Below are 20,284 nucleotides of genomic sequence, written 5' to 3'. Positions count from 1 at the left end.
CTTCCCGGCAGCGGCTTACGAAGCGTTGCGTCTGCGAGTGACGGACCACACACCATTCAACACGCTGGCCTGGATGGCGGCGTCCGAGCAGGCGTTGAGCGCCGGGCAGCGCCTGCACGTGCTGTTGGGCTGGCAAGGCACTGAATTGCTGTTGTGCCTGCCGCTGGTGGCGTCTGTCGAGCGCTTCGGCGGTTTGCCTTTTCGGGTGTTGCATCACCTGGGCTACCCCCTCGCCGACCGCCTCGCCTTACTCACGCGCCTGGGTGCAGAAGATACGCGCAAGGCCTTGATCGAGATCCGTCGACGGCTCCCCCATGCCTTGCTGCAACTCAATGAGCTGTCCGAACCGATCGGCCTAGAGAGTTCGCTGACCCAATGGATGGCCGACAGTTCCACCGGCCAACGGCGGCTGAGTTGTCGAGTGCCGGTGCACTTGATCAGTGACGCCGACCATCAGGAAGTCTCCGGTAATCCGCGCTACAAATTACGGCGTGCGCGTAAACGCATCGCCGCTTGTGGTGCCCAGGTTCGACGGATTACTCCGGACGCGTCGACCATGGGCCCGTTGTTGCAGGCCATCAGCGAAGTCGAAGCAGTGAGCTGGAAAGGCGATGAAGGCGTGGGGATTTTCTCTGACGAGCGCCATCGACAATGGATGGACCGCGCCTTCACCGCCCTCGCCGGACAAGGGCTGGTGCGAGTGGTGGTGCTGGAACTGAACGGCCGCTGCATCAGTTATCGCCTCGGCTTGCTGGAGCAGGGCCGGCTGTACGATTACAACCTGGCGTTCCTGCCGCAATACGCCGACCTGGGCAGCGGCCGGGTGTTGCTTGATGAGTGGATTCGCTGGGGGCTGGACGAGAACTGGCGCTGGATCGATGCCTCGCGCGTCAGCCTGGACAATTCCAGCCATCAGCTTCACGAGCGCATGACCGGGCAACTGGAACACTGGCGCTGGAGTTTCTATTCCTGGCGCGCAAGCGGGATTGCACTCGGACTGGCCTTGCGCTTCTGGCAACGACTCAAACCTGCCTGGCAACAGTGGAAAGCCTGTCGTACGGCAGCGGCGGCCAAACGGGCGCCTGTTGCCACGCCCCTCGCCAAAGCCGCCGAGCCGACAACAACTATTGTGGAGAGCGAACATGCCTCGCCAAGTCATAGTCAACGCTGACGATTTCGGCCTCAGTGCCTGCGAAAACGCGGTGATCCTGGGGGCTTTTCAGGCGGGAGTCATCACCTCCGCCACCGCCATGGCCAATATGCCCGCCTTCGAAGCGGCGTGTGTGATGGCCCGGCATCCGATGCTCGAAGGCCGGATCGGGCTGCACTTCAACCTCACCTACGGGCGCCCCTTGAGCCAGTCGATTCTGGGTCGAAGCACCTTCTGCGACAGCGCCGGCGTGTTCGACCTCAACCTGCCCCGCCACCGCCTGTGGCTCAGCCGCCCTGATCGTGATGCGGTACTCGAAGAGCTCCAGGCGCAATGGCAACGCTTTCTGGACAACGGTGTACGCCCCAGCCATCTGGACTCTCACCAACACGTGCACAACATCTGGCCCATCGGTCAAATCGTCGCCCGCTTCGCCGCCCACCAAGGGGTGCCGGTACGGCTGGCGCGCAATCTGGGGCAAAACCTGAGCCTGCCCAAACGCCTGTTCAAGGAATTGCTCAACCGGCGTTTAAGCCACCTGGCCGGCGCTACCGCCGACTACGTGTGCACCCCGGTGGACCTGCGCAATGCCGCGCCACCGATGGATGGACTGCTGGAAATCGTCGCGCACCCCAATCAGCTCGGCGCCGATTTTGGCGATGCCTACCTTGATCAGGGCGAGTCGTTGAGCGCACTGCTGGAGCAGCGTTTGCCGGGGGTACAACGGGTTTCCTACAACGGCGTGGGCAAGACGTTCAGCGAGCGCGGCGAGGCGGTTCTGGACTGAACAATCACATTTTTTTGACGCCTGAAATTGCGTCCACTTTGTTGCACAAATTTAAACAAATGACCCATCACTACCTTCATCCACGCACGACCAATCCTTCGCTAAGGAGGGCTTCATGAACGCACTCGACAAGCTTCGCGAACGCATCAAACAAAAAGGTCTGGGCCGCACACTCAAAACACTGTGGAAGCGCTATGTGTTTTTCCATTGGGAATTGTTGTGGATGGAGCGCGACCTGGTCAGCCCGGTACCGCCGCACAAACTGCGGCCCTATTCCGGCTTGCGCCAAGTGACCATCACCCCGGAAAACGCCACGGCGTTCACCAAGCATTTTGGTGACCGCGTCGGCACCATGGCCGAACTCGCCGCCGAAGGTCACACCGGGCACATGTACGTGGACGACGAAGGCCATGCGTGTGGGTTCATCTGGGGCAGCACCCGCGATTATCACGACCGTCACTATTACGGCTGCTGGTTCCCGGTCAAACCTGGCGAGTTCTTCGAATTCGGCGGCGAAATGACCCGTGCCTATTTCGGCACCAGCCTGTCGGTGGATGTTCAAGTCGCCCTGTGGGAAGCGATGCAGGCACAGGGCTGCAACAAGGTGGTGGACGTCTGCGAAACCCACAACATCCCGGCCCTCAAACTGCACATCCGCATGGGTTACCAGGAACAGGGCCGCGTGACCCACGTCTATGGCCTGTTCGGCCGCTGGCGCTTCTACCGCGAAACCCGCTACACCGGCTCACGCCTGGACCCGCTGCGTAAACCGGGCCGGCCAGTGGTGACGAGTGTGGCGCAGGCTTGAGGTTCACTTGAGTGCGGCGGTGTCAGTGACACCGCTATCGCGGGCAAGCCCTAATGCCGATCAGTTAAGCCTTAACGCGGACCGTAGCAGCTGGCGAAGCCTGCGTTCGGCTGCGTAGCAGTCGTAAAACATGAGCTTGCGGTCTACCTGAAACACCGCATCGGCTAATTTCACGACTGCTGCGCAGCCGAACGCAGGCTTCGCCAGCTGCTACAAAGTGCGGTTCGGCTTAACTGACTGGCATTAGGGCAAGCCCGCTCTCACAGGAGATCTTTGGCGGTCAGAAAGTTTGTGTCCGGTGAAGATTAAAATGTGGGAGCGGGCTTGCTCGCGATGGGGATCATGTTGCCTACACAGCTCTCGGAAAAAACGCATGTAGCCAAGGATCCGCCTGACTGCTCCGGCGTATCCAAATGGATACATTTGAGTAATGAATTATCTCATTCAACAAACTATGATCTTTGTGGCATGACATGCCTCAATTCGCGACTTGCGGGCAAAATTAGCTATCGCTCGTCGCATTGACCGTGCTTCTGTGGGCAATCTGGGCGATATCAAATCCGTGGGTGATGGTGTTTCCGAAATGCGCGTGGACGTTGGTGCCGGCTATCGGGTCTACTTCACCATGCGAAACAACGTCGTCATTGTGCTGTTAGCCGGTGGAGATAAATCTTCGCAATCCGCTGACATCAGGCGGGCGAAAAAATTGGCAAAGGAGGTTTAAACATGAGCCAGACTTTGACTTCATTCGATATGGCGGCGCTGCTGGACAGCGACGAAGCTATCAGCGAGTACCTTTCCCAAGTGCTGGCCGACGGCGACAACGAGGAGTTTCTTCGTGCTATCGGCTATGTGGTAAAAGCACGAGGAATGACACAAATAGCGAAGGACTCGGGTATGGGACGCGAAAGCCTGTATAAGGCATTCGCTCCGGGTGCCAAGCCTCGTTTTGATACTGTCCTGAAGGTTATTCATGCCCTTGGAATTGATCTCTGTGCTCAGCCGGGTCATTCGGTAAATCACTCGGCTCACTGAGAGTCGCTTCGGGTTAAATAGCTTGCTTCACCACCAACGTAAAACACATCGGCAACTGCGCCGCTTGCCGCTCATACCGGTCATACAGTTCTTCACGGTTGGAGTGCGGGTATTCCTTGAAGTGGCTGATGTGCAACCCCGCGTCAAGGGCGCCGGTGAAGATGGCGCCCAGGGTATGGACGAACCAGTATGAAGTGGCGGCCTGCTGTTCGACCTTGCCTTCGTAGACGATCGGCTGATTCTGCACGAATGGCTCGCTGCGAAAATACGAGCTGTCCGGGCGGTACGGATCAGCTGACTCTGGATCGAACATTTCCAGGAACGGGTGGGTTTCGTATACCACCAGCGCGCCGCCGGGCTTGAGGGTTTGCGCGACGTGACGCATGAATTCACCGATGTCCGGCATCCAGTTCAAGACGCCGATGGTGATCAGGGCCACGTCGAAACGATGGTGCATCGCGCTCGGCAAATGATGGATGTCCGCCTCGATGAACTCGGGTGCATAAGGCGAGTGCGACGCCAACTCCCGGGCCTGATCGAGAAACGCTGCGGACTGATCGATGCCCACCACGCTACGGGCACCCAACGCATACAATGAGAGACTTTCGCGGCCGTTGTTGCAGCCCAGTTGCACCACGTCCTTGCCATCAACGCCTACGTGCTCCAGCACGCCGGTCAACGTCGGATCAAGACAGGAAAAGTCCCTCTGACCCACGGCACTCAAAATATCTTGCCATTCGCGGGTCTCTTTGTGATGTCTGGCGGAATCGTTCCACGCCTCGCGGTTGCTGGCGATGGCAGTTTCTTTTGTCGGCATTTCCATTGCACGCTCCAGAACTCAGACCTTGTTTGACCGGCACGAGTCTAGCTCAGCCTGTAAAAAAGCCTGTTGGAATCTTGTAAACCGGGCACGGCAAACGCGTGCCCGTACGGCAGCTATAGTTAATGGCCTTGGGGAATTGCGCGAAGCCGATTACACAGGTGTTGCCATGAAAAAGACCGATCTGACGCTGCTATTCACTGTTTGCCTGGTTGTTACAAGCGCCGCCCACGCAGACGACCGCCTGACGCCTACCACCGATTACAGCAGTGAATTCAATTACTACGGGGCCGACCAACCCTTCGCCCACCCCGTTCCACCCTCCATGAGCATAATACCGCCGGGGTCCTACATCCCGACCTCGCCTCAGGAGTTCATACCGATTTCAAGCGAACACGTGTTCTACGATTCACAATTGCCGACGCTCGCCGATGCCTCCGTTCGGGTGTTTATCCGCACGTACGATGCCGTGCATGGCGTGTACGTGAACGAGGAAGTCCTCGACCCGAGCTGCACACTCGAGTGTCTCAGTCGTCAGGGCCCGATGTTGCAATAAAGCCTACCACTGCCGTTTATCCGGGCGTGCCAGGCCAAGTTTCTCGATCCGGTAGCGCAACATGTCGCGACTCAGGCCCAACAGCCGGGCGGACTTGGTGACGTTCCAGTCGGTCTTGTCGAGCATCTTGCGCACCATGTCGCGCTCGACTTCGGGCAGGTTCATCGACTCGGTGCCGTTGTAGGCCGGTCGCTGCTCGTGGTGTTGTGGCTCATGCTGATACATCGGCGGGTCATCCACCAGGCTCAGGCAAACGTTTAGCTGGTGTGCGGCGATGGTATCGCTCTGGGCCAGCAGCACCGTTTGCTCAAGCATGTTGCGTAACTCGCGCACATTGCCCGGCCAGCTGTAGCTGAGCAGCAGTTCTTCCGCCTGATCGCTGAAATGCAGGTTCGGCTTGCCATAGCGTTTGCCGTGACTCCCCAGGAAATGCCGGGCCAACAGCAGAATGTCTTCGCCACGGGCATACAGACGCGGCACCTTGATGGAAATGATCCGCAGACGGAAGAACAGGTCACGGCGAAACTTGCCCTGCTGGACCATTTGCTCAAGGTTGCAGTTGGTGGCGCTGATCACGCGCAGATCGACCTTGCGCTCTTTCACCGAGCCGACTCGGCGAATGGTCCGGTCTTCCAGCAGCTTCAGCAGCTTGGCTTGCAACAACAAGTCCATTTCACCGATTTCATCGAGAAACAGCGTACCGCCATCGGCGGCTTCCACCAGGCCGACACGACGGTCCTTGGCGTCGGTAAAGGCACCTTTCTCGTGGCCGAACAGTTCCGACTCCACAAGGTTGGAGGGGATCGACGCGCAGTTGAATTCAATGAACGGGCCTTTGCTGCGCGGGCCGTCGAAGTGCAGCGCCCGGGCCACCAGTTCTTTACCGGTGCCCGTTTCACCTTCTACCAGTACCGGCGGCAGGTCGGTGTTGGCCATGCGTCGCTCGGCGTCGAGCAATTGGGCGATGGTATTTTTCAGATAATTCATCGGTGCCGATTCGCCGATCAACGCCTGCACGCCGGACTTCTGCGCCTCACGTTCCTGATAAAACGACAACGTGCGCTCCATGCGATCGGTCGCCAGCGCCTTGTCCAGCAACAACTTGAGCTCAGGCAAGGCCACCGGTTTGGTGACGTAGTGAAAAGCGCCCTCTTTCATCGCCACCACGGCATCTTCGACATTGCCATAGCCGGTCATCATGATCACTTTCAGATCCGGCGCGCTGACGCGCAGCTTCTGGATCAGGTCGTGACCACTCATGCCCGGCAACGAGTTGTCGGTCAGCACCACGTCAGGGGCAAACGTACTTAATTGCTCCAGTGCATCTTCAGCAGAGTGACAAACCGTTACCTCGAAGTCTTTGCGCTCCAGGTAGGTCTGTATATTCTCGGCGAGGATTTCGTCATCCTCGACCAGCAATATGCTGCGCTCCATATTCCCCTCCCGTTGCCACTCTAAAATTGAGACAGACGCGGGTTCCTTCCTGCTCTTGGCTGGTCAATTCGACCGAGCCTTCGAAACGCTCCATTATTCGTTTGACCAGGGCCAGGCCTACACCTAACCCTCCTTGTTTGGTGGTGTAAAACGGCTTGAAGACCATCTGTTGCTGTTGCTTGGTCATGCCTTTGCCGGTGTCACTGAGAATCATGCGCACCTTGCCGGCCTGTGGCTGTTCGATCTCAATCTTCAGCGTGCCCCCCTTGGGCATCGCTTCCAGGGCGTTGGCAAACAGGCTATTGAGTATTTGTGTCAGCAGCACCTGTTGGCTGACGACCGGTGGGCAAGTTTCAGGCGTGAAGTCCACTTCCACGTTCGAACGTTTGATCAGCGCCTCGAAAGCACTCAGGGTGTCATCAATGGCCAGTACCAGATCGACCGTTTCGTAGTCGTCATTCATGGGCCGCAACGACACCAGCAACTCCCGGACCCAGCGCGACATGCGATCGACCTGATTGATGATGTCGCCGATGTTCTTCTGCGCACTCTGGCTGGCGATGCCCTGGGCCATCTCGGCGCTGGTACGAATGTTCGCCAGCGGATTGCGCAAGCTGTGCGCGACCGCCGAGGACATTTCCCCCAATGCAACGAAGGTTTCATTGGTAATCAATTGCTTTTGCTGGCTCTTCAACAACAAGGAGGCCTGGCGCACGATCCAGAACAACCCAAGATAGATGACCAGACCGCCGAGTACGGTCGCCAGCCAGATGGCCTTGAAACCACGCTGGATGCGCGCCACCAGGTCCACCGGTTCCTTGTAGATCTCGACCATGGCGACCACTTTGCTTTTGTCCGCATTGAACATCGGGATGTAATTCTCGATGAACAGGTATTCCGGTTCGCGCAGCAATCTTTGTTCGGGACGCTCAATGTCGATCTCGTGGTAGCTGGAGGACACCGGTTCCTTCATTTCAAACGATTCGTCCAGCTCCTCATCGCCTTCGATGCGTTCGCCGATCAGCTCCGGGTTCGTCGACCAGACCACGGTACGATCCTGCGCGTACACCGTCGCCAGCAAAATATCCGGCAGATGCTCCACATGATCGAGAAACTCCGAACGCGCAGACGCGCGGGTTGTCGGGGACACGTCGGGATAGGCGTTGTCCAGGCGCGGGTCGAGCATTTCGCCCATGGTTCTGTTCGGGCTGATCGAGGCATGACGAATTTCGGCAGCACCAATGGCCTGAAGGAACTGCGCGGTCAGCAACGAATCGCGCTCGATGCTCTCGATGACGACAAAACGCGTGGAAACATAGCCAAGCCCCGCCGCGACGAGGGCGATGATCACGAAGCTGCCCACGGAAAACCAGCGCAGCAGATTGAACTGCCCCATCCGGTTCTGGCCCTGTGCTGTCGGCGTGGCTGGCGCCGATTCTTTTTGTTGTTCCAGTGTCGGCATAGGGTTGTCCTGAATACTCGCATCAAGCCTGTTCAGCCATGTCACCGATCAGTGTAGGTGGCATTGAACGTGACTGTCTCTGACCCAATGATATTATTTAGCCGCTACTGCGCCTGCGCCGCTTTCAACGGTTGCTGGCGGTCGGTTTCTTCCTGCAAAAATTCAATGATCGATCGCGCGGATTTCTCATCCAGACGCAGGTTGGGCATCGGGACTTTGTCGTAACGTTCAAACAGCTCCACGGCAATCGGGTCTTTCTCCTTCAGCATGCGGTCCGGCTCGCGAATCCAGCGGTTGAGCCAGGCCGGGTCACGTTGACGGGTCACGCCAATCAGGTCCGGGCCGATGCTGCGCATGCCGATGCCCTGCCCGTCCATCGGGCCCAGGCTGTGGCACGACGCGCAGCGGGTGCGGAACAGTTCTTCGCCGTTGCTCGGCGGACGAATTTCCGGGGCATTGGCGTAGCTTTCTCCAGTGCTGGCCTTTTTCCAGTTCTGCAAGGTGTTGGCCAACTGATCGGCGAGAATCCATGGGTTCTCGAACGGTGAGGCTTTCATCCAGCGACCGGTGCTCTGGTTACCGACGATCAGGCTCAGGTTGTGGTCCTTGTTGCGTCCGTTGTCGACGCCCTCAATGAACAGTCCGAGTTTTTTGCGCAGGTCAGTGACATCGGCAAATTCCCCGGTGAGGAATTTCCAGCCCGGTCCGACCTGGAAGCGTTGCGCATAGGCCTTGAGCACTTCAGGTGTGTCGCTCAAGGGGTCGATGCTGATGGAGTAGAAAAAAATGTCCTGTCCGACCCGGTCGCCAAGCAGCTTCTGCACCTGGCGCAGGCGCGCGGTTTCCAGTGGGCAGGAGTCGCTGCACGTGGTGAAGATGAAGTTGATCACCACCACTTTGTCTTTGATCAAGTCATCGAAAAAACGCACCTGCTGACCGTCCTGGTCGGTCAGCAGGGTATTAGGGAAATAATCGCCGCCCCAGGGTGTCGCCGGCTCCGGTTCCTGCGGCGGCGAAAGCACACCTTCATGGGCCAGCAGCACCTGACTGGCCAACAGACACGTCACCAGTACCAATACCAGGTGCATGCCCAGGGCGCGGGAGCGCGGTGTTTTCATGTTCACGTTCATGTCCATGTCGGCTCCCTCGCGGTGTTTCATTATTTAACCGTCACTTTAGGGCCAGAACCGTCGCCAGAACGGAAGGTTGGCAGCGCGGCGGAGTTGACGTAGCGCACACCATCCCAGCTGGGCAGCGGTGTTGGCATCAACTGGAATTGCCCGGGTTTCTCAATGTCCCAACGCAGCAGCATCGAGTTGTCTTCATGCTGAGTGTTGTGGCAGTGCTCCATGTAAGTCCCGGCGAATTCTCGGAAGTTGATGGCCATCTCGACGCTGTCCAGACCGTCTTTTTCCGAACCGATGCGGTACACGTCCTTACGCGCCCATTTTTCCCATTCCGGTGGTGCCTTGCCGCCGCGACTGAGAATAATCCCTTCCTCGAAGTGTACATGCACCGGGTGACTCCAGCCTGTGCCGCCGGCCTTTATATTCCAGACTTCCAGGGTGCCGAAACCGGCGGCCCCGGCATCGGTGGGACCGTTAGCCAACTGCGTCGCGGCGTTCAAACGACGCGGGTCCATGTGGAAGCCGAAGCCGCCATCGGTCTTGACTGTCCAGGGTGCTTCATCGGTGCCGTCGGAGCGGCCGAAGGTGAAGGTCCGGTGACGTGCCTGAGCCAGCAGCGATTTGTCGGCCGCATTGTCGCGATGGATCTTCAGCGGGATCATCACCAGGCCTTCGGCTTTACCCGGTTTGGCCGGTTCATAAGCGACCGGGTCCATACTCAGGTCCTGACCGGTGTAGGGCTTGACGTTGAGCTGCAAGATCTTGCCCACCGCCGGGTCGCCCTTGTCCCACATCGGCCCTTTGCTGGTTTGCTTGATCACCGCTTTGTATTCTTCGGAGAGCACGTTGGCCAGCGACTCCGGCTCTTTCGGGCCTTTACCGTCGTCATGCACCAGCAGGTTGACGAAGAAGATCTTGTCCCCTGGCTTGATGCCGTTTTTCGCGAAGTTGACGATGATGTCAAAGCGCTCGGCAATGCCCTGGGTCGGCAGGATGGCGTTGTGGTTCTTTTTATCGCCATCGGCGTCGAGGTCCATGGTGCCGTCGAAGGGCACGCTGTGCTCCATGATGTTGCCGTCGTTGGCAATCATGTGGAACGGCACGCGGGCATAGGACACACCCGAGCCTTTAGGTCCCTGGAACTCGCCACTGGTACCTTTGATTTCACGGACAAGGGCGAACTTGAAGTAGCGCGACACCGAACCGTTGAGCATGCGGAACCGATAGCTGCGGGCGCGTACATCCAGGGTCGGTTTCCATTGCCAGTTGACCAGCACCTGATCACCGATGAAGCCGTCGGTGTTGAACGGGTTGAACCACAACTGACCGTTCTGATCCCACGCCTTGTCGCCGAACACCAGGTTGACGTCGTAGTCGCGGTTACCCCAGGGCAAGGCGCTGCCGCTGGGGAAACGCAGGTTGACGCCGTCGTTCACCGATTCGTTGCCACGGTCCAGGGCGCTGTAGTAATTCATCATCGCCGCGTTGCCCTTGTAGACGTTCTGCGCGGTGAAATCGAGCATGTGGTCGTGGAACCAGTGGGTGCTCATGGTTTCACGCCAGTCGCCACGGATCTTGATCGTGCCGTTCTCGCACGTCTTGCGGCTCGGGGTGACGTCGTTGGTCCACAGGGTTTCGCCCGGCGAGCAAGGGAACGCCGCGCGTGGATCATGCGCGTCGGTGTTGATGGTGTCGTAACCGGCCAGCTGGATCGGCCAGCGATAGTCGTAATACTGCCCCGGGAAGAAAAACGCGTTGGCATAACCATCGCTTTCCGCCGGTGCGTGACCGTTGTGTTCGTGGGTACTGATGGTGTGCAATCCAAAACCCATGTTGGCCGCCGGGTCGATCGGCAAGCCGTTGTAGTGGCGCATCAATACTGGTTGGCCATAACGCACCATCAGCAATTTCGGCGGCAGAGTGCCATCGAAGGTCCAGACCGAGTTGTGATTCTGCACCGGCATGTTCGGGTGGAAGCGCGCATCAACGCCTTTGGAGGTGCCATCCGTTGCCGGCACGCCGGCGACGTTGTGATAAAGGCCACCGGGGCCGAACTCGCCCACGGCGTAGTGGTGCATCTGCAGGCTGTCACGCCAGCCGCTGTTGAGCCTCGCCCCGGTTTGCACGGTTTTGTAGGCCAATTGCGGGTAGAACTCGTTCCAGCGCTGATGCGACCAGCCCTTTCCTGGCGGACGACCTTCAGCCGACGAGCCTATATGGCGGTTGAGGAACACTTCGATCTGCGCCTGCCACGGGTTGCGGTCCACCACGTTGGAGAACTGACTGGGGAACGGCGTCAGGCCCGGTTGACGCATGAAGGCATCGAGGGCCGCGCTCGGTGGCGCACTGCGGGCCGCATTGGTCGGGTCCTGTTGTGGCAATGGGCCAACGGCTGCGGGCGGGAAACCCAAGGGCGCCGCCGGTGTGGTGGGGTCGAGTTTTTCCGGGCCGAACTCTTCAAACAACACCAACTGCTGAGTGAAGGGCTGAGCGCCATACAGCGGGCTCGGCTTGCCATTGGTGGGATAGTTGAAACTCGTCTGCTGCGCGGGCGGCAAGGCGTTCTCTACACGCGTATCGTCGCGGCTGCCTTTGTTGCCATCGGGCAAATCGAAGGCGTCCTCGTTAGCTTCCGGCATGGTCAAAATGGCGTTCAACGCCGCGGGTTCGTCAGCCGGTTCGTCGTAGTAAGCCGAAGGGTCGGTGGGTTCAGGCTGTCGCTCGTCATCAATCGGGCTGGCACGCAGGCTCGCTGTGCCCAGCGTCATCGTCAAAAGGACGCCCAGAGGCGTCAACAGGCCAATCCACTTGAAGGGATAACGCGCTTTCCTGTCCATCATCAACCGCCTCGAACGTGTGAAGGGGTGATGTGGGATTTGCAAAGACCTCGCCAAATTTGTAACAGTTTTATACAAAAGCATTAACACTTAGCAAAACAATGGCTTATCAACATCAATGTGCCATGCCACAGTCAAAGCGACTGGGGCCTGACACCCGCTACCGGGGAAAGTTCATACCCATCTTCAGGGAATGCGCTTGAACGACAAACGGACGGTCGTGCCCTCGCCTTCGCGGCTGTCCAGGGTTACCGCACCACCACAACGTTCCATGATGCGCTTCACCAGGACCAGCCCGACGCCCAACCCGCCTTGCTTTGTGGTAAAAAACGGGCGGAACGCCATGCTCTGCTGCTCCTCGTTCATGCCTTTGCCGGTGTCACTGACGATCAGACAAATACTTGCCGGATCGATCGGTTCCAGCGTGAGGGTCAGCGTGCCCTCCTTCTCCATGGCTTCCAGCGCATTGGCGACCAAACTGTTGAGGATCTGCGTCAGCTGCACCTGCTGGCTCAGCACCATCGGCGTCTCTTTCGGCTCGAAGACCACGTGAATCCTGGCCTTGGCGATCTGCTGTTCGAAGGCCAGGAGACTGTCATGCAAGCACGCGACCAGGTTCACCGGCTCCGCTTCGTCGTTGAGCGGTCGCAAGGATTGCAGCAACTCCCGGACCCATTTCGACATGCGATCGACCTGACCGATGATGTCATTGATGTTTTTGTGGGCCGGGCCACTGTCGAATTCAAGCGCCAATTCGGCACTGGAGCGAATGGTCGCCAACGGGTTGCGCAGGCTATGGGCAACCGCTGAAGACATCTCCCCGAGGGCGACAAAGGTTTCATTGGTGATCAGTTGTTTTTGTTGCGTGGCCAACAGAATCGCCGCTCTCCGTACAATCCAGTACAGCCCCAGGTAAATCAGCCCACCCCCGAGGGCCGTGGCCAGCCAGATCATTGCCATTCCGCGCTCCATGCGGTCGATCAAGTCCTTGGGCTCCTTGTAGATCTCGACCATCGCGGTGACGTTTTCGTGGTCGGCATCGAACAACGGAATGTAATTCTCAATGAAGATGTGATCTGGTGGCGTAATGAACTTCTGCTCCATGCGCGACTTGTCCACGCTGTGATAGCTGGCAGACACCGGAGTCTTGGATGCAAACGCCTGATTGAGGTCATCGTCGGTATGGACTGTGGTGCCCATCAACTCCGGGTTGGTGGACCAGATCACCATGCGATCCGGAGCGTAGATGTTGGCCAGGATCACATCGGGCAAATGTTCGATATGGTCGAGAAATTCACCGCGGGCACTGGCACGGGCCATTGGATCGACATCGGGAAAATCCTTGTCTTTGCGCGGATCGAGCAACTCGCCCATGGTCCGCACGTTGGGAATGGACACATGGCGTACCTCGGCTGAGGCAATCGCTTGAATGAACTGCGACGTCAACAAGGCATCGCGCTGCACGCTCTCGGTAATGACAAAACGCGTGGACACTGCGCCCAGCGCCACGGCCACCGTGCCGATCACCGCCAGGCTGATCAGCGAAAACCAGCGCAGCAGATTGAACGGTTGTTTACGCGACCTAAGGCGAATATCGGCCTCCTCTTTTTGAAGGGCTGCTGCTTGGATATTCATGGACGTGGTTCCCCGGCTTCCCCTATAGGTTATAGCCCACTGCTCGCTGTTTGCCCCGTTTGCGGTATTTCCCCCCCCAACTTTCCCCGCCTGATCCTCCGCCCCCCATCTACCCCCAACTCTGGGGGGAGTCGCCCGCTTCGGCGCTCGACACGATTTCGCCGCTGCACTGCTACAGGCCTTCATTACGGGCCTGTGCTGACGTTTTTCAAAGTTGGTATGGATGTTGCCAAAGCCCTGTCAACTGACCTGCCCCCCATGGGGCAGGTCTTCTGATAGAGGGAATACACATGCACCCTTTACTGTCCAAAACCGCGATCGCTCTGGTCGTGACCGCTCTGGCCCAAGGCACTGCCCAGGCGGCGCTGTTTGCTGTGGACCCAGGGAACCTCGGAGTGTACTTGCCAGCCAACGGCGGTTTCGCCGCCTGGTATCAAGACACCCATGGTCGAACCCTCGACCTGTGCCTGTCAAAGGCTGTCAGTTCTCGGGTTCCCGGCGCTCCAGGCGCGCCGAGCTACATGTGTAATTTGCTGCCGACCCCTGGCGTCTTCGACGATGCACAACCGGTGGTCTTCCCGACCAACTTTCCCGATGAAGCGTTCTGGTTCACTGCCGATGGCGCGATCGTCGATGCGGCCAGAGGCATCGATCTGGGCTACGGAGCGGCCATCGAAGCCGCCTTCGCCGCCGAAGAACCCGTCGACGGTGACCAGGTCAGTTTCGCCCGTATCCGCATTCGCGTCGATGTGCCCACCGCCGGCACCTATGTCATCACCCACCCTTACGGTGTCGAGGTCTTCGACATCGCTACCCCCGGGCGGCGGGCGATCAACATGACCCGGGACATCGGCATCGGCAGCCCGAAAACCTATGACGGGGCGCTCAAGGGTGATGTCGGACCGTTCCTGCGCAGCGTCAACGGTCCCTATACCGAGACGAACCCGGTCACCGGCGCCGCCGAACAATTCGTCGGCGACCCAAACCTCTCGGAAGCCGTCACCGGCAGCCCGTTCAACACTAACTTCATCCGCATCGAAGGCCCCGGCGGCCTGGACTTGCGCACCGATGTGCTCGCCGTCTCCGGCAAATTGTCGGCAGTGGTCCGCCCGACGCCAATGATCGCCCAGCGCAGTACCTACTCGCGGCATGCCGGCACCAGCGCAGTGGAGGCCCAACAGGATGTGTTTGTGCTGGCCCCACCGCCACCGGCCACAGTGACCCTGGACAGCAACAGCCCGGCGTTGAATCTGACCGAAGCGAATACCACCGGCAGCTGGTACGCCCAGTCCTCCAGCAATCCAACGGTGCCGAGTACGTTGCAAGTGACCGCCGACAACCATCTGGCCATCGCCAGCAGCACGCCAACGACCTTGCCCTTGCCCTTGACCGACCTGGTAGTGATTTCACGCGCCGAATACAAATTGAGCACCGGGCAAATAACCATCGAAGCCTCCACCAGTGACGAAACCTCGCCACCGGTACTCACCGCCACCACTGGCACCGGGGTTCCGATTGGCTCCCTGATTGGCGATGGGGCGGCGAAAGCCCTGTCCACCGGCCTCTCGCCAAATCCGCCAGCCAAGGTTCGGGTGTCGTCAGCCAATGGCGGCAGTGATACCGAAGAAGTGGTCATCGTGCAATGAACGCTCACATGCCCAGATCCTCATCAGGAGGCATCATGAACAATTGGCCACGCTTGGCGCTCAACGCCTTGGGACTGACACTTTCACTGTCCGGTAGCGCCTTCGCGCAACTCGCCGCAGTCGACCCGGGTCCTTACACCTTCGCCACGGGGAAATTCCCCATGTGGTATCAGGACAACAATAATCTGTCGATGGAACTCTGCCAGTCCCGAGCCGCCAGCTCGCGAGTACCGGTCAGCGTGCCACCGGCCTACATGTGTATCTTGTTGGCAGAACCGGGGATTTACGACGACGCCCAGCCAATGGTGTTCCCGGATAACTGGCCACCGGAAGCGTTCTGGTTCCTCGCCGAGACAGCCATCCCCGACAATGCCGCCGGCTATGGTGTGGACGCTTATGTGGCCGGGATCGAAGCAGCGTTTGCTTCGGAAAACCCTGTCGATGGCGATCAGCAAAGCTTCGCGCGGATTCGTCTGCGGGTGAACATCCCCACCGCCGGGGTCTATACCATCACCCACCCTTACGGCGTCGAAACCGTCAACGTCACCACCACTGGACGTCGGGCGATCAACATCACCAGAGATATCGGCATTGGTGCTCCCGGCAATTTCACCGGCGCCGTGGGCGGGGCCATCGGACCATTTCTGAAAAGTATCAACGGCCCTTATACCGAAGTGAACCCGGACACCGGGAGCATCGATACCTTCGTCGGCGACCCGAACCTCAATGAACCGGTCACCGGCAGCCCCTTCAACACTAACTTCTTACGGATCCAGGGACCGGCCGGAACCATTGAGACCCCCCTCTTCACCTTGTCCGGTAAAATCCTCGACAACCGTGCACAAACGCCAGTGGAAATCGACCGCGCCACCTATCGCCGCACCCCATCGGAGACGGGCATCAACACTCAGGTCGAAGTCTTTGCCAAGGCGGACATCAGCTCGACCCTGTGCTTCCGCGAAAGCATCGCGCTCGTGCCCGGCCCACCGCTTTCGCCATGCCAGACCACTCTGACAGGCGGCAGCGACGGGCAGTTCTTCGGCAAGCGTCTGTTCAATGGCCTCGTGCCTCCGGTCGTGGTGGTCACCGCCACCAACCCGACGGGCTCTACCCGACCTACATCGGTGTCGAGCAAGCTCACTGATGTGGTGAAAATCCGCACCGCGCGCTATAGCTGGAACGATCACAAACTGCTGATCGAAGCGTCCTCCAGCGACGAAGTGGTCGTACCGGATATGGTCGTTCAGGGCTATGGACGCCTGTCGAAGTCCGGCACCCTGCAAAGCATTACCGTCTCCGACCTGACCCAGCCACCCGCCACCGTGACGGTTAAATCCGCAGCGGGCGGCAGTGACACCGAGCCAGTCGTGGTCGTCGGCAAAGCACCGGAAGTCGGTGAGAACCAGGCGCCGCTTTCCGTCAACGACACCGGCAGCACCAGCTTCGGCGTGCCGCTCACCCTTAACCTGCTGACCAACGACAGCGACCCGGACGGCGACACGCCACTGACCATCACGGGGCTGACTCAACTGCCTGCCGGGCAAGGCAGCGTGGTATTGAGCGGCACCACAGCGGTGGTCTACACCCCGCCAGCCGTTGTCAACGCGCCGCTGACCGTGACCTTCAACTACACGGCTCAAGACGCCAAAGGCCTGGCCTCGACCACGCCTGCGACGGTGACCATCACTGTGGCGCCTAACCAGGCACCGACGGCGGTCAACGATGCTGTCGCGACCCTGGGCGTGGCGATTCCCATCAACGTGCTGGCCAACGACACCGATCCTGAAGGCAACGTGCCGCTCAGTGCAGCCATCGTGAGCCCACCGGCGACCGGTCGCGGCACCGTCAGCACCGACGGCACCGTCATCACCTACACCCCACCGGCCACGGTGACCACGGCCTTTACCACCACCTTCACCTACCTCGCCCGGGACAGCTTCGGCGCCGCGTCGACGCCAGCGACGGTCACGGTGCAAGTCTCGCCAAGACCTGCTGCGGAAACCTTCGCGGTGACCACGGCCACGGTGTCGGCGCGCTCCAACAACCGCTTCACCTGGGACTTTGCGGGTACCTCATCGGTGACCACCGGCAACACCGTCACCGTGCAGGTCTCCACCCCGACCGGGCTGCAAACCCTGGGCACCACCACGGTGCCGCTGACCGGTCGCTGGCGGCTGACGGTGAGCAACACCACCACGGTGATCCCGTCAGCTAATCCGACGGCGACCATCCGCTCGTCCCAAGGCTCCGTACGCTCGGTATCGGTAGTCGCTAACTGAGCCCTCGCCCTACCCACCCACCATTGGGGTGGGTGGGGCTGGCCTCACCCGTAAGGACTAGAACCATGAAAACGTCGACCGCCACCCTGCTCTGCCTGCTTCTGCTTTGCAGCAGTACGGGCGCGCGCGCCGATGACTTGATGGAAAACGACGACCTGGGTCCCGGTGGCGACCTGGGAGAGTTGCCACCGCTGGTTGGCCAGCGCGCGGTGATCGACCAGAACGGTCAGGCCAACATTGCGCTGTTGCAACAGAACGGTCAGTCGTTGCTCGGCACCATCGTGCAGTCGGGCAGTAACCAGGAAGCCTACATCCTGCAACAAGGCAGCGACCTGATGGCAATGATTAACCAGCAAGGCTACGGCAACAACGCCGACATCACCCAAACCGGCAGCCATAACCGTGCGCAGATTTCCCAGAACGGCAATAACAACGACGCCAGCATCGACCAGGCGGGCACGGGGCTTTCCAGCGCCGTGAACCAATCCGGGAACGGTATGAGCGTCTCGGTCAAACAATATCGCTAAGCACTGCCCCACTTTGGAGGTTCCATCATGTTCAAACTGAAACCCCTTGCCGCCGCCATTCTGGTCATGGTCAGTGCCCAGGCGATGGCTGATGACAGCACATCCATCCAGAACCAGAATGGCGATGCCAACGTCGCCAACGTGACACAGAAGGTGGCCAGCTTCAGCACCGCCACTCAGCAACAGGCCGGTACCGGCAACGATGCGGCGGCGTTGCAGGACAACGCCAGCAGCACGATCGATCAGACCCAGAACGGTGAATTCAATGCCGCCTACGGTGAGCAACTGTTCGAAAACGGCAGCACCATCACCCAGCAACAAGCCGGCTCGTTCAACAACACCCATGCCAGCCAGTCGGTTGGCGCAGGCCCCAGCCAGGCGCTGCAACAGCAGGAAGGCAGCGGCAACTTCTCGTTTGTCTATCAGGACAGTCAGGACGGCGCCACCGGCACCACCTTCCAGCAAGGCGACAACAACACAGCCTACGTCGAGCAAATGGTCATGGGCATCGGCAACAACGCCACCGTCATCCAGTTCGGCAACACCAACTACAGCGCCGCCGAACAGGTGTCCCACATTGCTGGCCAGATCAATACCTTCCAGTCGGGTAACGATAACTATGCCTATGGCGACCAGCGCAACGGCGAAGGTGGCACGGTGAGAATCACCCAGGAAGGCGACTTCAACGGCACCGAAGTCTGGCAAGAAACCCAGGTTTCCAGCCACGCCACCATTAATCAGTCCGGGCAAACCAACGAAACCGTGGTCGACCAGAGCTTCGGCCAGGAAAACGTGGCGACGGTGCTGCAAGTCGGCGACCTCAACGCGATCTATGCCGACCAGTTCGAATCCATCGGCTCGACCGTCGCGCTGTACCAGAACGGCACGAGCAACGTGCATTTCACCTACCAAAGCGGCGACAGTCATGTGCTGAACGCCAACTCGGTGGGTACCGGCAACAAGGTCTACGCCAGCAACTGGAAAGGTCCGCAAGCGGGAGGTCAGTTCGGCAGCCTCCAGACTGCGACTGTCAATCAGAACGGCATCGACAACGTCGCCAACTTCACCCAGAACGGCGTCGGCCACCGCATGACCACTAATCAGACCGGCACCGGCAACAAAACCACCGTCAGCCAGGCCGAGTCCTACAACGAGCTGTACTTCGAGCAGAACGGCACCGACAACATCCTCATCGCCGACCAGCGCGGCACCACCAACCTGGCGCAAGGCAGCAGCGAAGGTATTGGCAACAGCACCGAGTTCAACCAGTCCGGCTCTGACAACCAGGCGTTCACCACACAGCTGTATGGCAGCGACAACATCATTACCGTCAAACAAACCGACAACCTGAACGTGGCTTATGTAACCCAGGGCGGCACCGGCAACATTGCCAGTGTTAATCAAAGCGGTCTCACCCAGACAGCTATCGTGCAGCAGAATGGCAGTACCAACCAGGCAACAGTGTTCCAGCAATAATCACGCAGCATAGAAAAACCGCGGCTCTTGGGGGAGGGTTGCGGTTTTTTTGTGTGCGCCTGGTGGAGATGGGTGGGTCGTGAGGCCGTCATCGCGAGCAGGCTCGCTCCCACAATGGATCGGTGTACATCTGATGGAGATTGGTCGGTTGTCAGGCCGTCATCGCTGGCAAGCCAGCTCCCACAGGGAATGAGGTACACCTGTCAGGAATTGGTTGGCTTTCAGGCCGTCATCGCGAGCAGGCTCGCTTCCACAATGGATCGGTGTACATCTGATGGAGATTGGTCGGCTGTCAGGCCGTCATCGCTGGCAAGCCAACTCCCACAGGGGATTGGTGTACATCGGCTAGAAATGGGTTGGCTGTCAGGCTGTCATCGCTGGCAAGCCAGCTCCCACAGGGGATTGGTGTACATCGGCTAGATACTGGTCGGCTGTCAGGCCGCCATCGCTGGCAAGCCAGCTCCCACAAAAAAACAGAGCAACAAACCGCTTTTGCTTCTCACCACTCATCAGGCCGAGCGTTAGCTCGCCTGCAGCTTTTGATCTGGCTTTTGATCTGCCCGCCCCTTCGGGAGGCTGAGTGGAGGTGTTCATCCGGGGAGTGGCGCGTAGCGCCGTTCGACGCAGTCGAACACGCTGCATGTAGGTCGAAGCGAAGCCGACCGGAGGGCAGTATCCCCGGATGGATACCGGAGCGAAGGTACG

General features: G+C 59.3%; 18 protein-coding genes. 10 read left to right on the top strand and 8 right to left on the bottom strand.

Annotated elements, in window-relative coordinates; genetic code table 11:
* Positions 1-15: 15 nt before the first annotated feature.
* Entirely contained in the window at positions 16-141 is a 126-nt protein-coding gene (locus J2Y56_RS28500; protein ID WP_405046866.1) for a WhiB family transcriptional regulator, read from the bottom strand.
* Positions 142-379: 238 nt separating this feature from the next.
* On the opposite strand from J2Y56_RS28500, the gene J2Y56_RS17930 reads away from it, so the two are divergent.
* The 5 genes from J2Y56_RS17930 to J2Y56_RS17910 all read left to right on the top strand — a co-directional run bounded on the left by J2Y56_RS17930 (position 380) and on the right by J2Y56_RS17910 (position 3,780).
* On the top strand, positions 380-1,171 hold the full coding sequence (locus J2Y56_RS17930) for a GNAT family N-acetyltransferase (RefSeq protein ID WP_405046867.1): 792 nt from the start codon (positions 380-382) through the stop codon (positions 1,169-1,171).
* Positions 1,143-1,937, top strand: a complete 795-nt coding sequence (locus tag J2Y56_RS17925; RefSeq protein WP_007948641.1) for a ChbG/HpnK family deacetylase — start codon at positions 1,143-1,145, stop codon at positions 1,935-1,937. The genes J2Y56_RS17930 and J2Y56_RS17925 overlap by 29 nt, the downstream gene beginning before the upstream one ends.
* Positions 1,938-2,052: 115 nt before the next feature.
* Positions 2,053-2,745: an N-acetyltransferase gene (locus tag J2Y56_RS17920; RefSeq protein WP_310351703.1), complete on the top strand. Its 693-nt coding sequence runs from the start codon at positions 2,053-2,055 to the stop codon at positions 2,743-2,745.
* Between the two features lie 481 nt (positions 2,746-3,226).
* On the top strand, positions 3,227-3,469 hold the full coding sequence (locus J2Y56_RS17915; RefSeq protein ID WP_310351838.1) for a type II toxin-antitoxin system RelE/ParE family toxin: 243 nt from the start codon (positions 3,227-3,229) through the stop codon (positions 3,467-3,469).
* 2 nt (positions 3,470-3,471) lie between these two features.
* A complete protein-coding gene (locus tag J2Y56_RS17910) occupies positions 3,472-3,780 on the top strand; it encodes an addiction module antidote protein (RefSeq protein ID WP_007949238.1) in 309 nt (102 codons plus the stop codon).
* Positions 3,781-3,793: 13 nt separating this feature from the next.
* On the opposite strand, the gene J2Y56_RS17905 is transcribed toward J2Y56_RS17910, so the two are convergent.
* On the bottom strand, positions 3,794-4,603 hold the full coding sequence (locus J2Y56_RS17905) for a class I SAM-dependent methyltransferase (RefSeq protein ID WP_310351699.1): 810 nt from the start codon (positions 4,601-4,603) through the stop codon (positions 3,794-3,796).
* 166 nt (positions 4,604-4,769) lie between these two features.
* Here J2Y56_RS17905 and J2Y56_RS17900 point away from each other — a divergent pair, with 166 nt between their 5' ends.
* The gene (locus J2Y56_RS17900; RefSeq protein WP_310336399.1) at positions 4,770-5,156 is read left to right on the top strand and encodes a hypothetical protein; all 387 of its coding nucleotides are present in this window, start codon (positions 4,770-4,772) and stop codon (positions 5,154-5,156) included.
* Between the two features lie 3 nt (positions 5,157-5,159).
* On the opposite strand, the gene J2Y56_RS17895 is transcribed toward J2Y56_RS17900, so the two are convergent.
* The 5 genes from J2Y56_RS17895 to J2Y56_RS17875 all read right to left on the bottom strand — a co-directional run bounded on the left by J2Y56_RS17895 (position 5,160) and on the right by J2Y56_RS17875 (position 13,651).
* Positions 5,160-6,590, bottom strand: a complete 1,431-nt coding sequence (locus J2Y56_RS17895; protein WP_007949234.1) for a sigma-54 dependent transcriptional regulator — start codon at positions 6,588-6,590, stop codon at positions 5,160-5,162.
* Positions 6,559-8,052, bottom strand: coding sequence for a HAMP domain-containing sensor histidine kinase (locus J2Y56_RS17890; protein ID WP_310351695.1), 1,494 nt, complete (start codon positions 8,050-8,052; stop codon positions 6,559-6,561). The genes J2Y56_RS17895 and J2Y56_RS17890 overlap by 32 nt, the downstream gene beginning before the upstream one ends.
* A gap of 104 nt (positions 8,053-8,156) precedes the next feature.
* Positions 8,157-9,188 (bottom strand): SCO family protein, encoded by a 1,032-nt coding sequence (locus J2Y56_RS17885; protein ID WP_310351692.1) that lies wholly within the window; start codon positions 9,186-9,188, stop codon positions 8,157-8,159.
* A gap of 23 nt (positions 9,189-9,211) precedes the next feature.
* A complete protein-coding gene (locus J2Y56_RS17880; RefSeq protein WP_310351836.1) occupies positions 9,212-12,016 on the bottom strand; it encodes a multicopper oxidase domain-containing protein in 2,805 nt (934 codons plus the stop codon).
* Positions 12,017-12,202: 186 nt separating this feature from the next.
* Positions 12,203-13,651: an ATP-binding protein gene (locus J2Y56_RS17875; RefSeq protein WP_310336403.1), complete on the bottom strand. Its 1,449-nt coding sequence runs from the start codon at positions 13,649-13,651 to the stop codon at positions 12,203-12,205.
* Between the two features lie 290 nt (positions 13,652-13,941).
* Here J2Y56_RS17875 and J2Y56_RS17870 point away from each other — a divergent pair, with 290 nt between their 5' ends.
* The 4 genes from J2Y56_RS17870 to J2Y56_RS17855 all read left to right on the top strand — a co-directional run bounded on the left by J2Y56_RS17870 (position 13,942) and on the right by J2Y56_RS17855 (position 19,579).
* Positions 13,942-15,297 carry a hypothetical protein gene (locus tag J2Y56_RS17870; protein WP_007944178.1) on the top strand — a complete coding sequence of 452 codons (1,356 nt, stop codon included), beginning with the start codon at positions 13,942-13,944 and terminating at the stop codon, positions 15,295-15,297.
* Positions 15,298-15,332: 35 nt separating this feature from the next.
* Positions 15,333-17,576, top strand: coding sequence for an Ig-like domain-containing protein (locus tag J2Y56_RS17865; protein ID WP_310351689.1), 2,244 nt, complete (start codon positions 15,333-15,335; stop codon positions 17,574-17,576).
* A 65-nt stretch (positions 17,577-17,641) separates the two neighbouring features.
* Complete coding sequence (locus J2Y56_RS17860) at positions 17,642-18,103, top strand: curlin (protein ID WP_310351686.1); 462 nt, start codon at positions 17,642-17,644, stop codon at positions 18,101-18,103.
* Between the two features lie 27 nt (positions 18,104-18,130).
* Positions 18,131-19,579, top strand: a complete 1,449-nt coding sequence (locus J2Y56_RS17855) for a curlin (RefSeq protein WP_007944184.1) — start codon at positions 18,131-18,133, stop codon at positions 19,577-19,579.
* A gap of 363 nt (positions 19,580-19,942) precedes the next feature.
* On the opposite strand, the gene J2Y56_RS17850 is transcribed toward J2Y56_RS17855, so the two are convergent.
* Positions 19,943-20,284: hypothetical protein (locus J2Y56_RS17850; RefSeq protein ID WP_310351684.1), on the bottom strand; the 342-nt coding region annotated here is incomplete at its 5' end.

This window comes from Pseudomonas sp. BE134 (genome assembly GCF_031456105.1).
Taxonomy (GTDB): domain Bacteria; phylum Pseudomonadota; class Gammaproteobacteria; order Pseudomonadales; family Pseudomonadaceae; genus Aquipseudomonas.
Note: the sequence above shows the minus strand (reverse complement) of the source record. Positions and strands in the feature narration are given on the sequence as shown.

Coding starts and splice junctions, on each gene's coding strand:
- J2Y56_RS17930 (WP_405046867.1), top strand. CDS start 380: ATGGCCGACAGTTCCACCGGCCAACGGCGGCTGAGTTGTCGAGTGCCG.
- J2Y56_RS17925 (WP_007948641.1), top strand. CDS start 1,143: ATGCCTCGCCAAGTCATAGTCAACGCTGACGATTTCGGCCTCAGTGCC.
- J2Y56_RS17920 (WP_310351703.1), top strand. CDS start 2,053: ATGAACGCACTCGACAAGCTTCGCGAACGCATCAAACAAAAAGGTCTG.
- J2Y56_RS17910 (WP_007949238.1), top strand. CDS start 3,472: ATGAGCCAGACTTTGACTTCATTCGATATGGCGGCGCTGCTGGACAGC.
- J2Y56_RS17905 (WP_310351699.1), bottom strand. CDS start 4,603: ATGGAAATGCCGACAAAAGAAACTGCCATCGCCAGCAACCGCGAGGCG.
- J2Y56_RS17900 (WP_310336399.1), top strand. CDS start 4,770: ATGAAAAAGACCGATCTGACGCTGCTATTCACTGTTTGCCTGGTTGTT.
- J2Y56_RS17895 (WP_007949234.1), bottom strand. CDS start 6,590: ATGGAGCGCAGCATATTGCTGGTCGAGGATGACGAAATCCTCGCCGAG.
- J2Y56_RS17890 (WP_310351695.1), bottom strand. CDS start 8,052: ATGCCGACACTGGAACAACAAAAAGAATCGGCGCCAGCCACGCCGACA.
- J2Y56_RS17885 (WP_310351692.1), bottom strand. CDS start 9,188: ATGGACATGAACGTGAACATGAAAACACCGCGCTCCCGCGCCCTGGGC.
- J2Y56_RS17880 (WP_310351836.1), bottom strand. CDS start 12,016: ATGGACAGGAAAGCGCGTTATCCCTTCAAGTGGATTGGCCTGTTGACG.
- J2Y56_RS17875 (WP_310336403.1), bottom strand. CDS start 13,651: ATGAATATCCAAGCAGCAGCCCTTCAAAAAGAGGAGGCCGATATTCGC.
- J2Y56_RS17870 (WP_007944178.1), top strand. CDS start 13,942: ATGCACCCTTTACTGTCCAAAACCGCGATCGCTCTGGTCGTGACCGCT.
- J2Y56_RS17865 (WP_310351689.1), top strand. CDS start 15,333: ATGAACAATTGGCCACGCTTGGCGCTCAACGCCTTGGGACTGACACTT.
- J2Y56_RS17860 (WP_310351686.1), top strand. CDS start 17,642: ATGAAAACGTCGACCGCCACCCTGCTCTGCCTGCTTCTGCTTTGCAGC.
- J2Y56_RS17855 (WP_007944184.1), top strand. CDS start 18,131: ATGTTCAAACTGAAACCCCTTGCCGCCGCCATTCTGGTCATGGTCAGT.